Genomic DNA, 14,521 nt, shown 5'->3' on the forward strand with positions numbered 1-14,521 from the left:
TGCGCGCTTGGCTGCGGCAGTTACTCGTCCAGCGGCGCGAAGATCGCCTGCAAGTCTTCCTGCGTGAGCGCCATCTTTTGCGACTCGCCTTCGGCCAGAATCGAAGCAGCCAACTCCGATTTCTTTTGCTGCAGCAGCTGGATCTTTTCTTCCAGCGTGCCCTTGGCGATCAGTTTATACACGAACACCGGCTTGTCCTGCCCGATGCGCCAGGCGCGGTCGGTCGCCTGGTTTTCGGCCGCCGGGTTCCACCACGGGTCGTAGTGGATGACCGTGTCGGCCGCCGTCAGGTTCAGGCCCACGCCGCCGGCCTTGAGGCTGATCAGGAAGATCGGCACGGCGCCCTGCTGGAATGCGGCGACCTGTGCGGAACGGTCGCGCGTTTCGCCCGTCAGGATGGCGTACGGGATCTTGCGCGCGTCGAGTTCTTCCTCGATGAGGGCCAGCATGCTCGTGAACTGCGAGAACACGAGGATCTTGCGGCCCTCTCCCAGCAGGTCGTCGACCATCTGCATCAAGTCCATCAGCTTGGCCGACACGGCCGCCGTGTTCTTCTTGGCCGGCATGGATTTCACCAGGCGCGGGTCGCAGCAGACCTGGCGCAGTTTCAACAGCGCTTCCAGGATGACGATCTGGCTGCGCGCCACGCCCTTGCGGTCGATCTCCTCGCGCACCTTCTTGTCCATCGCCAGGCGCACGGTCTCGTACAGGTCGCGCTGCGGGCCGCTGATCTCGATGCGGCGGATCATCTCGGTTTTTTCCGGGAGTTCCTTCGCCACGTGGTCCTTGGTCCGGCGCAGCAGGAACGGCTTGATGCGGCGGTTCAGCAGCATGCGGCGCACCGGGTCGTCCTGGCGTTCGATCGGATGGCGGAACTGCGTGTTGAACGTCTTCTCGTCGCCGAGCAGGCCCGGCAGCAGGAAGTGGAACTGCGACCACAATTCGCCCAGGTGGTTTTCCAGCGGCGTGCCGGACAGGCACAGGCGATGGCGCGCGTTCAGCGAACCGGCCGTCTGCGCCGCCTTCGAGCGCGTGTTCTTGATGTAGTGCGATTCGTCCAGGATCACGAGGTGATACTGATGCTCGCGCAGCTTTTCTTCGTCGCGCGGCAGCAGCGCGTACGTCGTCAGCACGATGTCGGCACCGTCGATCTGGTCGAACAAATCCACGCGTTCCTTGCCTTGCAGCAGAAGCACTTTCAGGTCCGGGGCGAAGCGCGCAGCTTCCTCCATCCAGTTCATCATGAGGCTCGTCGGCGCGATGACGAGTGCCGGATTCGTCAGGCGGCCCGCTTCCTTTTCCGTCAGGATGTGGGCGATCGTCTGCACGGTCTTGCCGAGACCCATGTCGTCGGCGAGGATACCGCCCAGGTCGTATTCGCGCAGGAACTGCATCCACGCAAGACCGTCGAGCTGGTAATCGCGCAGGGTGGCTTGCAGGCCCTTCGGCGCGTCGACCTTTTTGACTTTGCCGAACTGGCTCAGCTTGCGGCCCGTTTCGCGCAGGCGTTCGCCGCCCGTCCAGGTCAGTTCGGTGCCTTTCGCGAGTTCTTCCAGGCGTGCCGCGTCCAAGGTCGACAGCCGGACCTTATTCTTGATCTTGTCGTTGAAATACAGCTCGCCCAGCGTCGACAGGATCGGCTTGACGCGGCCCCACGGCAGCGCCACGCGCAAGCCGTCCGGCAGCGTGGCCAGCATCTGGTCGGCTTCGGCGTGCGCGGCCAGCACGTCCGGATTGAAGTCGAGCGGCGCCGTGCGAATGAGTTGCACCAGCACGGGCAGCAGCGGCACGCGCTTGCGGTTGACGACGATGCCCAGTTCCAGCTCGAACCAGGCGTTGCCGGCCTCGGGCGGCTCGTCGATGTCGGCATACCAGTCCTCGACCGGCACGACGTCGTAGCGGTATTTCGGCGACTTCTGCACGTGCCAGCCGAGGTCGGACAGCGCGTCGAGATCGTTCTCGGCAAAGCGCAGCCAATGCGCCTGGCTGTCCAGCAGCAGCGCGCCGGACAGCGCCGACAGCGGCGCCGTGGCCGGCTTGCGGAACCCCAGCTTGTTCAGCGCGTCCAGCGCGGCCGCTTCCAATGCTTCGTCGCGCTGGATGATCTCGGTGACGTCGCCGATCTGGCGCACGACGCGCTGGGCCGGGTCGAACGAGATGCGCTGGCCGTCGTAGTCGAACGACAGCACGGCGAAATCCTGCCAGCGCTGGCCATTGCCTTCGGCTTGCGGGATCGCGTCGAGCAGCAGGTGCGGCTGCGGTTTCACGTCCGTGCGGATGCGCTGCGTGAGCGGCTGTGGCAGCGGCATCAGCTGTTGCAGGCCATGCGCCAGCAACAGTTGCGACACGCGTTTTTTATCGTTGCCGGCCAGCGGCGGCGCCTGCGACACGAGCGCCTGCAGTTCGGCCAGCGAGATGTCGATGCCGCCGCGGTTCAGCTCCAGCGGACCGCACGACAGGTTGTCGATATACCACGGCGGATCGGTCGGGAGCATGTAGTCGACGAGGTCGGCGCCGGCATGCGTCGCGCCCTTCGGCGGTTCCACCGACCACCCCAGCTTGGCCGCGCGGCCTTCGTCGCGCCACGTGAGATTGGCCTTGCGCACCGGGCCGGCCTGCAGCGGATACAGCAAACCGTTGGTCATGTCGGACCACGAGTTCGCCCACAGCAGCTTCCCTTGGTCGAGCAACTGCTGCAGCAGGATGGCGCCGACCTTGCCCTTGGGCTCGGTCGCGCTCGTGCTCTGGTTGGAGCCGCTGCGCATGGCGATGAAGAAGCGCACCAGGTCCTCGTCGTCGCCTTCGAGGTAGGCGGGCGGCGCCGACAGCAGCGAAAACACCTCGCTCACCGGGCTGGCCGCGGCCACGTCGCCATTCGGGCGCAGGCGCGCCTTGCACAGGCAGATCGCGACGTGGCGGCCGCCGCTGGTCGGGGCCATGACATAAACGAATTTGTACTGGACGGCCTTGGGGTCAGTGACTTCCGCGGTCAGCTTCGGCTGGGGATGTGCTGCCGCCTCGACCCTTTGCAGCCAGCTCAACACCGGTGCGGGCAGGGCTGGAGCGCGTGCGGGTGCTCGAGCCGGCGGTGCGTCGCTGGTGTCGTCGCGATGAAAATCAACTGTGTGCATGGGTCTCACGAGTCTGTAATTTGAAAAAACAACAATGCCTATTATCCATTACGCGACCCGTACAGTTTTGTTCGGAATCGCACGTAGCGGGCAAAACTTACGAGCCGAAAAGAGTAGAAGTTACACTCTGCCGCCCCGCTTTGCCAGCCCCCATCACGCATTTTTTTGCTCAATTCTCTGGAGAAATTGGGTTTTCCGCCTTCCCCGTCAAGACACGATGCGCTCGTCCGACGCACTCACTGCCGGTCTCCGGTCTTCCAGTATGGGGACAAGCTACCCAGCGCACACATGATCTGCCGCAATGAACTCCGGGAACTCGGCGATGACCAGGCCGATGAGTTATCGAACCCGACATGTTACGACATCCCGGCGCCGGTGCCTATCGCCCTGCCGACGCGGTACCGACAAATTTGCAACGATCGTTTTCGATCGGTGCGGCTTGAATCGTCCTGCACCTTGGCGTCGGGCGGGCATGAGTTGGGTCACGCTGTCAAGACTGGCGCATCGCCCGCGATTGCGTATCATTGCCCGTTCGATTCACCGACCCATTGCAATCATGCTGCCTTCGATCGAACAACGCCTCGCCCAAGAACTGTCCGCCAAACCGGTGCAAGTGGCCGCCGCCGTCGCCCTGCTCGACGAAGGCGCCACCGTCCCCTTCATCGCCCGCTACCGCAAGGAAGCCACGGGTGGCCTCGACGACACGCAACTGCGCCTGCTGGAAGAGCGCCTGCGCTACCTGCGCGAACTGGAAGACCGCCGCGCCGCCATCATTTCCTCCATCACGGAGCAGAACAAGATGACGCCGGAGCTGCTCGAAGCGATCTCGCTCGCGGAGGACAAGACGCGCCTGGAAGACCTGTACCTGCCGTACAAGCAGAAACGCCGCACCAAGGCGCAGATCGCGATCGAGGCCGGCCTGAAGCCGCTGGCCGACGACCTGCTCGACGATCCGTCGCGCGACCCGGAAAGCGAGGCCGCGAAATATCTGCGCGACGCGTTCACGAACGCGGACGGCGTCGCGAACCCCGGCGTGGCCGACACGAAGGCCGCGCTGGACGGCGCGCGCCAGATCCTGATGGAGCGCTTCGCGGAAGACGCGGAACTGCTGCAATCGCTGCGCGAATACGTGCAGGAGCACGGCGTCGTCGAATCGAAGGTCGTCGACGGCAAGCAGGAAGAAGGCGAAAAATTCGCCGACTACTTCGATTATTCGGAGACGCTCGCCACCATCCCGTCGCACCGCGCGCTGGCGCTGATGCGCGGCCGCCGCGAGGGCGTGCTGGACGTCACGCTGCGCCTCGATTCCGAGCCGGAAAAGCCGAAGTGGGACGCGCCGCACAACCCATGCGAAAGCCGCATCGCCGCACGCTTCGGCATCAAGGGCGCGGGCCGCCCGGCCGACAAATGGCTGCTCGACACGGCGCGCTGGACGTGGCGCGTAAAAAGCTTCATGTACATCGAGACGGAGCTGATGAGCGCCTTGCGCGAAAAGGCCGAGGGCGATGCGATCCACGTGTTTGCACGCAATCTGAAAGATCTGCTGCTCGCCGCGCCCGCGGGTCCGCGCGCGACGATGGGTCTCGATCCGGGCCTGCGCACGGGCGTGAAAGTGGCCGTCGTCGACGCCACCGGCAAAGTGGTCGACACGTCGACCATTTACCCGCACGCGCCCCGCAACGACTGGGACGGTTCGCTGCACACGCTGGCGAAGCTCGCCGCGAAACACAACGTCTCCTTGATCTCGATCGGCAACGGCACCGCGTCGCGCGAGACCGATAAACTCGCGCAGGACCTGATCAAGCAGCATCCTGAGCTGAAGCTCACGAAGATCGTCGTGTCGGAAGCCGGTGCGTCGGTGTACTCGGCGTCGGAATTCGCGTCGCGCGAACTGCCGGAACTGGACGTGTCGCTGCGCGGCGCGGTATCCATCGCGCGCCGCCTGCAGGACCCGCTCGCGGAACTCGTGAAGATCGATCCGAAGAGTATCGGCGTGGGCCAGTACCAGCACGACGTGTCGCAGACGCAGCTCGCGCGCCAGCTCGACGCCGTCGTCGAGGATTGCGTGAACGCGGTCGGCGTGGACGTGAACACGGCGTCGGCGCCACTGCTGGCACGCGTGTCGGGCCTGTCGTCCAGCGTCGCGCAAAGCATCGTCAACTACCGCGACCAGCAAGGCGCATTCGCGTCGCGCGCGGCGCTGAAGAAGGTGCCGCGCCTGGGCGATAAAACGTTCGAACTGGCGGCGGGTTTTCTCCGCATCGTGAACGGAGAGAATCCTCTGGACGCGTCGGCCGTGCACCCGGAATCGTATCCGGTCGTCGAAAAAATCCTGGCCGACATCCAAAAAGACATCAAGTCGGTGATCGGCGACAGCGCGCTGGTAAAACGCCTGAATCCGGCCAAGTACGCGGACGACAAGTTCGGCGTGCCGACCGTGACCGACATCTTGAAAGAGCTGGAAAAGCCAGGCCGCGACCCGCGTCCGGAATTCACGACGGCCACGTTCAAGGAAGGCGTCGAAGAAATCTCGGACCTGCGCCCGGACATGATCCTGGAAGGCGTCGTCACCAACGTGGCGGCGTTCGGCGCATTCGTCGACATCGGCGTGCACCAGGATGGCCTCGTGCACATCTCGGCGCTGTCGAACACGTTCGTGAAGGACCCGCACACGGTCGTGAAAGCCGGCCAGGTCGTGAAAGTGAAAGTGCTGGAAGTGGACGTCAAGCGCAAGCGCATCGCGCTCACCATGCGCCTGTCGGACAGCGCGCCGCAGGCGGGGGCGCAGCCGAACCAGCGCGCGGATCGCGACGACCGCAAGCGACTCGGCCAGCATCAGCGCCAGGAGCGGCCGGCCGCGCCGGCGAGTGGCGCGATGGCCGCAGCATTCGCCAAGCTCAAGCGCTAATCCGTGGGGTGGGCGGCCTCCGCCCAGGCGGGTACCGGCGTCAGGCAACCGTCGCGTGGGCACGTTCCGTTTGAGGCCCCCGCTCTCAAATGCCCACCTACGGGGGCAGGGGGAACACCTTATACCGGCGTTCCCGTTTTCTTATAAAATGCCGTCATCTACTCCAATTCTCACCAAAGGCAGAAGCAAATGAGCGACGTACAATCCTGGATCAAAGAGACCGTGACCAACACGCCTGTCGTGCTGTTCATGAAGGGCACGGCCCAGTTCCCGCAATGCGGTTTTTCCGGCCGCGCGATCCAAATCCTGAAGGCTTGCGGCGTCGATAACATCGCCACCGTGAACGTCCTGGAAGACGCGGACGTCCGCCAGGGCATCAAGGAATACTCGAACTGGCCGACCATTCCGCAGCTGTACGTGAACGGCGAATTCATCGGCGGTTCCGACATCATGACGGAAATGTACGAGTCCGGCGAACTGCAAGCCCTGCTCAAGAAGAATGGCTGATCCCGGCCCGCGCCGGATCATCGTCGCCATCACCGGCGCGACCGGCGCGATCTACGGCGTGCGGCTATTGCAACGGCTGTCCGCCACACCCGGCGTCGAGACGCATCTCGTCATTTCCGACGCCGCCTCCCTCACCCTGCACCAGGAAGTCGGTCTGCAACGGCGCGACGTGGAAGCGTTCGCCCACATGGTCCATCGCAACCGGGAAATCGGCGCCTCGATCGCCAGCGGCTCGTTCCAGACCGACGGCATGGTGATCGCACCCTGTTCGATGAAGTCACTGGCCGCCGTCGCGCATGGTTTGTCGGACAACCTGATCACGCGCGCCGCCGACGTCGTGTTGAAAGAACGCCGCCGCCTGATCCTGATGGTGCGCGAAACGCCATTCAACCTGGCGCACCTGCGCAACATGACTGCGGTCACGGAAATGGGCGGCATCGTCTTCCCGCCGCTGCCGAGCTTTTACAACCGTCCCGCCACCATCGACGAGATGGTCGACCACACGGTCGCGCGTGTCATGGACCTGCTGGGCGTGACGAATGACCTGGCCCCACGGTGGGGCGGCATGCGGAACGACGTCCCGAAAGACGACGGCGCCATCTAGGCGCGTTCGCCGTACGGGTCGCGTTCGGCCTGTCTTTGTTCTCTTGCGTCTTCGATTTTTCTGCGCTGCTCGTTACGTTTGCGCATGATTTCTGCGTGTTGGGCCGCCGTCATGGGCGGCGCGGTCATGAGGTCCTTCAACTGCGCGGTGTGGCTGTAGTTATTAATCATGAGGCGACTGCATCCTTATTGACCGATAACACTGGCGGAGCGCCAGTCAGGAACGCGAACTCGACCGTTTTCGACGTTCCGTTAGCGTTACCGATTATGCGCGAGACTCGGCCCTTTGTGCGGATTGTCGCAGAAAAAAAATTGCAGTACGGAAGGCACATGCACGCCGGCCCGCGATTGCGGGCCGGCGGAAGTCGATGACGCAGCAAGAATTACTTCTGCTGCTGGTGATTCATGCGCACCAGCATGCGGATGAATTCGCGTGCCAGCTGCTTGTGGTGCTCGTCCAGGCGCTGCAGGTCGGCGATCAGCTTGACGTCGGCCGATTCGAAGCGGGTGCTGCCATCGGCGCTGTCGCCATTGGCGGCGGCGTTTTCCGAACCGCCGAAACGCAGCCAGTCGGCCGGCACGCCCAGCCACTGGGCGATCATGCGCAGTTTTTCCTGGGTCGGGATCGCCTCTCCAACCAGCCATTTACGCGCCGCGTGGACCGTGATCGGACGGCCTTCGAAGCGAATGTTAAATTCCCGCGCCAGCCGCGTGGGGCTGTCCGGCGAATAATGGGCGTTTTTCAGGGCTTGCTGCAGCCGCTCGCTGAAGCTCTCCCGTTCGTTAGTCGAATTCATGGGTGGCACTAAAGGTTCATGCAAGGCCGTCATAGGTCGCTCCGTTGACCAGACCGTCTGTGACGGCAGGAGAGGCTGTAGGTAACAAATAAGTGAGTATTGACCAATTCTCACAGTGCTGTCCAGCAATTCCCGGGCTTTTCAGCGTTGCGTGAGCGATGTGTGAAAAATATCCTACAGGAAAAGGAAAACGTTTGCTCGTTCAAATTCTCCTATGGAAACGGAACAAGTGTTCCCCTTGGCATGCAAAATGATGCCAATAGTCAACAAAATCAGGCGAAATGCGGCTAGGTTGTCGCAATTTTTGCGACAACCATTTCGCCAAATATGTTGTTTTACGTCAACTCAAACCGGACGATACCATCGTCTCCGGTTACACGGCTCAAGATACCGTTGTACCAAAGATAATGAAGGTGGGCCAATGCCTCGCCGATCGCGAAGCTGAGCTGGTGGGCGTCGAGTTGTCGCTTGAACATCAGCGGGACAATGTCAACTGCCGACCTCGGGGCCGTGCACACGGCGCGGACCTCCTCCAACCGCGCCTCATGGTGCGCGCGCAATTGGGCGATGCGGGTGAATAGACCGCGGAACGGTTTGCCGTGCGCGGGCAGGACGAGTGTGTCGTCCGGCAGGTCGGCGAACTTGTCCAGCGAATCCAGGTACAGCTGCAGCGGATTGCCTTCCGGCTCGACGGCGAACACGGAAACGTTCGTTGAAATGCGGGGCAACACCATGTCCCCCGAGATCAGGATCCGGTCTTGTTCGTCGTACAACGACACATGTTCCGGCGAATGGCCGAACCCCGTGATCACGCGCCATGTCCGCGCACCGATGACGACGCGCTGCCCGTCCTGGAGGCGCGTGTACGCGGCCGGCACGGACGGCACGAGCGACGGGTAGTAATTCTTGCGGCTCTGCATCTGCTCGAGCATGTCCGCGTCGACGAGGCCGTGGCGCTGGAAATGCGGGATGGCCGACGGGCCGTCGACGCCCGGCAGCGCGGCGGCCATCATGCGCGCAAAACCGAATTCGCCGGTGCTCGTCCAGAACGGCGCCTGGAACCGGTCGCACAGCCAGCCGGACAGGCCGACGTGGTCCGGATGGCAATGTGTGGCGAACACGCGCAGCAGCGGCCGGTTGTCCATCGCATCCACGAACAGCCGCTCCCACGCCGCCCGGGTGGCGTCCGTCCCGGCGCCGCAGTCGACGAGCGACCAGCCGCGCCGTCCTCCCGCAACGTCGTCCAGCAGCCACAGATTGATATGGTCGAGGGCGAACGGCAGCGGCATGCGCAGCCAGGACAGGCCGGGCGCCACATCCGTCACCGTCCCGGGTGGCGGAATGACATCGCCGAACGGATAGCTGAGCTGGGCTTCTAAAGGATTCATGCGGTCGACTTTCGTGTTGATGCGGGGCGGGGCGCGTTACAATGCCGCAAACGCTTTGACGTAAACGTAAACTAAAAAGCGCAGGCTGTGATTCTAAGCGATTCCGGTCTGCGTCACTTGAGACCCGCAGGACATCATGGCCACCACCTACACCATCGCCGAACTGGCACGCGAATTCGACATCACCGCACGTGCGATCCGCTTCTACGAAGACCAGGGACTGCTCAGCCCGATGCGCGAGGGCCAGGGCGGACGCAACCGCGTCTACACCCCGCGCGACCGCACCCGGCTGAAACTGACGCTGCGCGGCAAGCGCCTGGGGCTCACCTTGTCGGAAATTAAAAGCATCATCGACATGTACGAGACGCCCAAGGACACGGTGGCCCAGATCAACCGCTTCCTCGGCGTATTGTCGCACCAGCGCGAGACGCTGGAACAGCAGCGGGCGGATATCGAGATGTCGCTGGCGGAAATTGCCGTGCATGAAGAGGAGTGCCGGCGACTGCTGGCCGAGTCCGGCGCGGCCGGGGAGCCGGTGGCCGGGGAGAAGGATGCTGCTTGACGTTTACGTTAACGTCACTCCGCGCTATCATCTGGCTTGGCCACCAGCCATAACCTAGAGAACGAGGACGACATGCTGCATCTCCCTGGCTTGACCTTTGACCACGGCGAAGACATCGCCGCCCTGCGCGAAGCTGTACAACAGTTCGCCGCAAGCGAAATCGCACCCCGCGCGGCGGAGATCGACCGCACCGACCAGTTCCCGATGGACCTGTGGAAAAAGATGGGCGAACTGGGCCTGCTGGGCATCACCGTCGGCGAGGAATACGGCGGCGCCAATATGGGCTATCTGGCGCACATCGTCGCCATGGAAGAGATTTCGCGCGCCTCGGCCTCCGTCGGCCTGTCGTATGGCGCCCACTCGAACCTGTGCGTCAACCAGATCAAGCGCAACGGCAATGAAGAGCAGAAGCGCAAATACCTGCCCAAGCTGATCTCGGGCGAGCACGTCGGCGCATTGGCCATGTCCGAGCCGAACGCCGGTTCCGACGTCGTCAGCATGAAGCTGCGCGCCGAGTTGAAGGGCGACCGCTACGTCCTGAACGGCACGAAGATGTGGATCACGAACGGTCCGGACGCCGACACCCTCGTCGTCTACGCGAAGACCGACATCGACGCCGGGCCGCGCGGCATGACCGCCTTCCTCATCGAAAAAGGCTTTAAAGGGTTCTCGATCGCACAAAAGCTGGACAAGCTCGGCATGCGCGGCTCGCACACGGGCGAGCTGGTGTTCCAGGATTGCGAAGTGCCCGTCGAAAACGTGCTGGGCGGCGTCGGCAAGGGTGTCAACGTGCTGATGTCGGGCCTGGATTTCGAGCGTACCGTCCTGTCCGGCGGCCCGCTGGGCATCATGTCGGCGTGCATGAACGTCGTCGTTCCGTATATCCACGAGCGCAAGCAGTTTGGTCAAGCTATTGGTGAGTTCCAATTGATGCAGGGCAAAATCGCCGATATGTATTCGACGATGATGGCATGCCGCGCCTATGTCTACGCCGTCGGCCAGGCCTGCGACCGCGCATCGAACCCGGAACAAGTGCGCGCCCTGCGCAAGGACGCGGCCGGCGCCATCCTGTACAGCGCGGAAAAGGCGACGTGGATGGCCGGCGAAGCGATCCAGGCCCTGGGCGGCAATGGCTACATCAACGAGTATCCGGTGGGCCGTCTGTGGCGCGACGCCAAGCTGTACGAGATCGGCGCGGGCACCAGCGAGATCCGCCGCATGCTGATCGGGCGCGAACTGTTCAGCGAGACGATGTAGATTTGTGGAGAGAGGAGACCGGGCGAACAACAAGATCGGCAGGAGCCGGCAGAACAACAACGCCACGTAGCCCGTAAATTAGGAACGTCATTCCCGCGAAAGTGGGAATCCATACTTGGTTCAGACATAGGCAACTGCCGTGTTTTTGCGAACTCTGCATGGAGGGAATAGTGCCGGGGGGCACTATTGCCGCCTGCGCGGGAATGACGGATCCTAAGGTCGTGATTTTTTCTGAAACGCCGAGTTTCACATCATTCGCGGACTACAATGACCGCCCCGTCCACCGCGCGAGACGCCCGATGACCCAGGCCACCTTCCCGAAGCTGCTGTCGTCCCAGATCGCCTTCGACATCGCGCGCACCATCCTCGACGGCTTCGACCGTCACTACACACTGTTCCGCCAGGCCAGCAAGACGGCCAAGACCCATTTCGAACGCGCCGACTGGACCACGGCCCAGCAGGCCGCGCGCAAGCGCATCGATTTCTACGACAAGCGCGTGCAGGAATGCGTGCATGCGCTGGAAGACGAGTACGCGCCCGAAGACCTCGACGACGACACCTGGCGCGAAACGAAGCTGCATTACATCGGCTTGCTGACGGATCACAAGCGCCCGGAACTGGCCGAGAGCTTTTTCAATTCCGTGTGCTGCCACATCCTGCACCGCAGCTATTACCGCAACGATTTCATCTTCGTGCGCCCGGCCGTGTCGACGGAATACATCGAGACGGAAGAACCGGCCCCGACCTACCGCGTCTACTACCCCGCGGCGGACGGCCTGCGCTTCTCGTTGCGGCGCATGGTCACGAATTTCCAGCTCGACTGCCCGTTCGCCGACCTCGACCGTGACATCGCGCTCGTCGAAGCGCGCATGGCCGAGCATTTCGGTTTGCACGCACGCGAGCCGAACCAGCAGCTGCACGTGCTGTCGAGCCTATTCTTCCGCAACAAGGCCGCGTACATCGTCGGCCGCGCCATCAACGGCGCCCGCGAGCACCCGTTCGTCGTGCCCATCCTGCACGACCGCGCCGGCCGGCTGGTCCTCGACACGGTGCTGACCGACCCGGAACAGGTGATCCTGCTGTTCTCGTTCACGCGCGCCTATTTCATGGTCGACATGGAAGTGCCCTCGGCCTTCGTGCAATTCCTGCGCAGCCTCATGCCGAAGAAGCCGCGCAGCGAAATCTATACGATCCTCGGCCTGCAAAAACAGGGCAAGACGCTGTTCTTCCGCGACTTCCTGCAGCACCTGAAGCACAGCTCCGACGCCTTCCGCATCGCGCCCGGCATCCGCGGTCTCGTGATGCTCGTATTCGAACTGCCCTCCTTTCCGTACGTGTTCAAGGTGATCAAGGATTTTTATCCGCCACCGAAAGAGACGACGCGGGCCCGCATCAAGGAAAAATACCTGCTGGTGAAGCACCACGACCGCGTGGGCCGCATGGCGGACACGCTGGAGTACTCGGACGTGGCCTTTCCGCTGTCCCGCTTCGACGAGGAACTGCTGGCCGAGCTGCGCCGGTTCGCGCCGTCGCTCGTCGAGCTCGAGGGCGACCGCATCATCATCAAGCACCTGTACATCGAGCGGCGCATGGTGCCGCTGAATATCTTCCTGGACGACGCGCAGCGCAGCGGCAACGACGACCTCATCGAACACGGCCTGTTCGAATACGGCAATGCGATCCGCGACCTCGTCGCCGCGAATATTTTTCCAGGCGATATGCTGTATAAAAATTTCGGCGTCACCCGACAAGGCCGCGTCGTGTTCTACGACTACGACGAGATCGAATACCTCACCGACTGCAACTTCCGCGACATCCCGCAGCCACGTAACGAGGAAGACGAGATGGCGGCCGAGCCGTGGTATCCGATCGGCAAACACGACGTCTTCCCCGAACAGTTCGCGCGCTTCCTGCTCGCGAATCCAAAGATACGCGCGGCGTTCATGAAACACCATGCCGCACTATTGACGCGCGTCTGGTGGCAGTCGCACAAGGACCGCATCCTGGCGGGCGAAGTCGAGGACGTCTTCCCGTATCCGCAGCACATCCGGTTCCATCTCACGGACCCATCGAACCCGGCGACACCCTCGCCGCAACCCCATTACTTGGAGACCTTACACAATGAATGATCCAATCGTTATCGTCGGCGCCGCCCGTACCCCGATGGGTGCCTTCCAGGGCGACTTTTCTTCGAAATCCGCGAGCGACCTGGGCGCCGTGGCGATCAAGGCGGCCGTCGAGCGCGCCGGCGTCGACGCGAGCCTCGTCGAGCACGTCTATTTCGGCAACTGCCTGATGGCCGGCCAGGGCCAGGCCCCGGCGCGCCAGGCGCTGATCAAGGCGGGCCTGCCGCTGTCGACGGGTGCCGTCACCCTGTCGAAGATGTGCGGCTCGGCGATGCAGGCCGCCATCTTCGCGCACGACGTGCTCAAGGCCGGCAGCGCGGACGTCGTCGTCGCGGGCGGCATGGAGTCGATGACCAATGCCCCGTACCTGATCCCGAAAGCGCGCGGCGGGTACCGCATCGGCCATGGCGTCATGTTCGACCACATGATGCTGGACGGCCTGGAAGACGCGTACTCGCGCAACGAGAAGACGGGCGAGGGCCGCTCGATGGGCACGTTCGCCGAAGAGTGCGTGGCCAAGTACGGCTTCTCGCGCGAGCAGCTGGACGCGTTCGCGATCGCATCCGTCAAGCGCGCGCAGAACGCCACCGAGTCCGGCGATTTCCAGTGGGAGATCGCACCGGTGACCGTGGCGAACCGCCTGGGCGAGACCATCATCGAGAAGGATGAAGGTCCCGTCAAGGCCAAGGTCGACAAGATCCCGACCCTGCGTCCGGCCTTCAAGAAGGACGGCGCCATCACGGCGGCGTCTTCCTCGTCGATCAACGACGGCGCCGCGGCGCTCGTCATGATGCGCGAATCGACGGCGAAGGAACTGGGCGTGACGCCGATCGCCCGCATCGTCGGCCACACGACCCACGCACAGGAACCGGACCAGTTCACGACCGCGCCGATCGGCTCGCTGCAAAAGCTGTTCAAGAAGACCGGCTGGACGCCGAAGAGCGTCGATCTCTTCGAGATCAACGAAGCGTTCGCCGCCGTGCCGATGGCCGCGATGCACGAGCTGGACATCCCGCACGACAAGATCAACATCCACGGCGGCGCCTGCGCGCTGGGCCACCCGATCGGCGCGTCGGGTGCGCGCATCATCGTGACCCTGCTGGGCGCGCTGAAAAAGACCGGCGGCAAGCGCGGCGTGGCGTCGCTGTGCATCGGCGGCGGCGAAGCCACCGCGATGGCGATCGAGATGGTGTAACGCCGGAGTGTCCTGTTAAGCAGGCGTTTTTAAAACACGGTATGGTG

11 protein-coding genes are annotated in these 14,521 nt (G+C 63.2%); 7 read left to right on the forward strand and 4 right to left on the reverse strand.

Annotated elements, in window-relative coordinates:
• Positions 1 to 20: 20 nt before the first annotated feature.
• Positions 21 to 3,131 carry a DEAD/DEAH box helicase gene (locus BVG12_RS19215; RefSeq protein ID WP_075793803.1) on the reverse strand — a complete coding sequence of 1,037 codons (3,111 nt, stop codon included), beginning with the start codon at positions 3,129 to 3,131 and terminating at the stop codon, positions 21 to 23.
• A 556-nt stretch (positions 3,132 to 3,687) separates the two neighbouring features.
• On the opposite strand from BVG12_RS19215, the gene BVG12_RS19220 reads away from it, so the two are divergent.
• The 3 genes from BVG12_RS19220 (at position 3,688) to BVG12_RS19230 (ending at position 7,150) form a co-directional block, all read left to right on the forward strand.
• A complete protein-coding gene (locus BVG12_RS19220; RefSeq protein ID WP_075793804.1) occupies positions 3,688 to 6,039 on the forward strand; it encodes a Tex family protein in 2,352 nt (783 codons plus the stop codon).
• A 189-nt stretch (positions 6,040 to 6,228) separates the two neighbouring features.
• Positions 6,229 to 6,546 (forward strand): Grx4 family monothiol glutaredoxin, encoded by a 318-nt coding sequence (gene grxD / locus BVG12_RS19225; RefSeq protein ID WP_075793805.1) that lies wholly within the window; start codon positions 6,229 to 6,231, stop codon positions 6,544 to 6,546.
• Positions 6,539 to 7,150, forward strand: coding sequence for a UbiX family flavin prenyltransferase (locus BVG12_RS19230; protein ID WP_075793806.1), 612 nt, complete (start codon positions 6,539 to 6,541; stop codon positions 7,148 to 7,150). The genes grxD and BVG12_RS19230 overlap by 8 nt, the downstream gene beginning before the upstream one ends.
• Here BVG12_RS19230 and BVG12_RS34580 read toward each other — a convergent pair.
• The 3 genes from BVG12_RS34580 to BVG12_RS19240 all read right to left on the reverse strand — a co-directional run bounded on the left by BVG12_RS34580 (position 7,147) and on the right by BVG12_RS19240 (position 9,334).
• Positions 7,147 to 7,320: a hypothetical protein gene (locus BVG12_RS34580; RefSeq protein WP_169926825.1), complete on the reverse strand. Its 174-nt coding sequence runs from the start codon at positions 7,318 to 7,320 to the stop codon at positions 7,147 to 7,149. The genes BVG12_RS19230 and BVG12_RS34580 overlap by 4 nt on opposite strands.
• A 212-nt stretch (positions 7,321 to 7,532) precedes the next feature.
• Positions 7,533 to 7,946 carry a hypothetical protein gene (locus tag BVG12_RS19235; RefSeq protein WP_075793807.1) on the reverse strand — a complete coding sequence of 138 codons (414 nt, stop codon included), beginning with the start codon at positions 7,944 to 7,946 and terminating at the stop codon, positions 7,533 to 7,535.
• A gap of 335 nt (positions 7,947 to 8,281) precedes the next feature.
• Entirely contained in the window at positions 8,282 to 9,334 is a 1,053-nt protein-coding gene (locus BVG12_RS19240; protein WP_075793808.1) for an MBL fold metallo-hydrolase, read from the reverse strand.
• Between the two features lie 136 nt (positions 9,335 to 9,470).
• Between BVG12_RS19240 and BVG12_RS19245 the strand changes: the two genes are divergently transcribed.
• From BVG12_RS19245 to BVG12_RS19260, 4 genes are all read left to right on the forward strand, one after another.
• A complete protein-coding gene (locus BVG12_RS19245) occupies positions 9,471 to 9,896 on the forward strand; it encodes a MerR family transcriptional regulator (protein WP_075793809.1) in 426 nt (141 codons plus the stop codon).
• A gap of 72 nt (positions 9,897 to 9,968) precedes the next feature.
• Positions 9,969 to 11,153, forward strand: coding sequence for an isovaleryl-CoA dehydrogenase (locus BVG12_RS19250; RefSeq protein ID WP_075793810.1), 1,185 nt, complete (start codon positions 9,969 to 9,971; stop codon positions 11,151 to 11,153).
• Positions 11,154 to 11,452: 299 nt separating this feature from the next.
• Positions 11,453 to 13,282 (forward strand): bifunctional isocitrate dehydrogenase kinase/phosphatase, encoded by a 1,830-nt coding sequence (gene aceK, locus BVG12_RS19255; RefSeq protein ID WP_075793811.1) that lies wholly within the window; start codon positions 11,453 to 11,455, stop codon positions 13,280 to 13,282.
• Positions 13,275 to 14,474, forward strand: a complete 1,200-nt coding sequence (locus BVG12_RS19260) for an acetyl-CoA C-acyltransferase (protein WP_075793812.1) — start codon at positions 13,275 to 13,277, stop codon at positions 14,472 to 14,474. Before aceK ends, BVG12_RS19260 begins: the two co-directional genes overlap by 8 nt.
• Positions 14,475 to 14,521: the final 47 nt, after the last annotated feature.

Source organism: Massilia putida (assembly GCF_001941825.1).
Classification (GTDB): domain Bacteria; phylum Pseudomonadota; class Gammaproteobacteria; order Burkholderiales; family Burkholderiaceae_D; genus Telluria; species Telluria putida.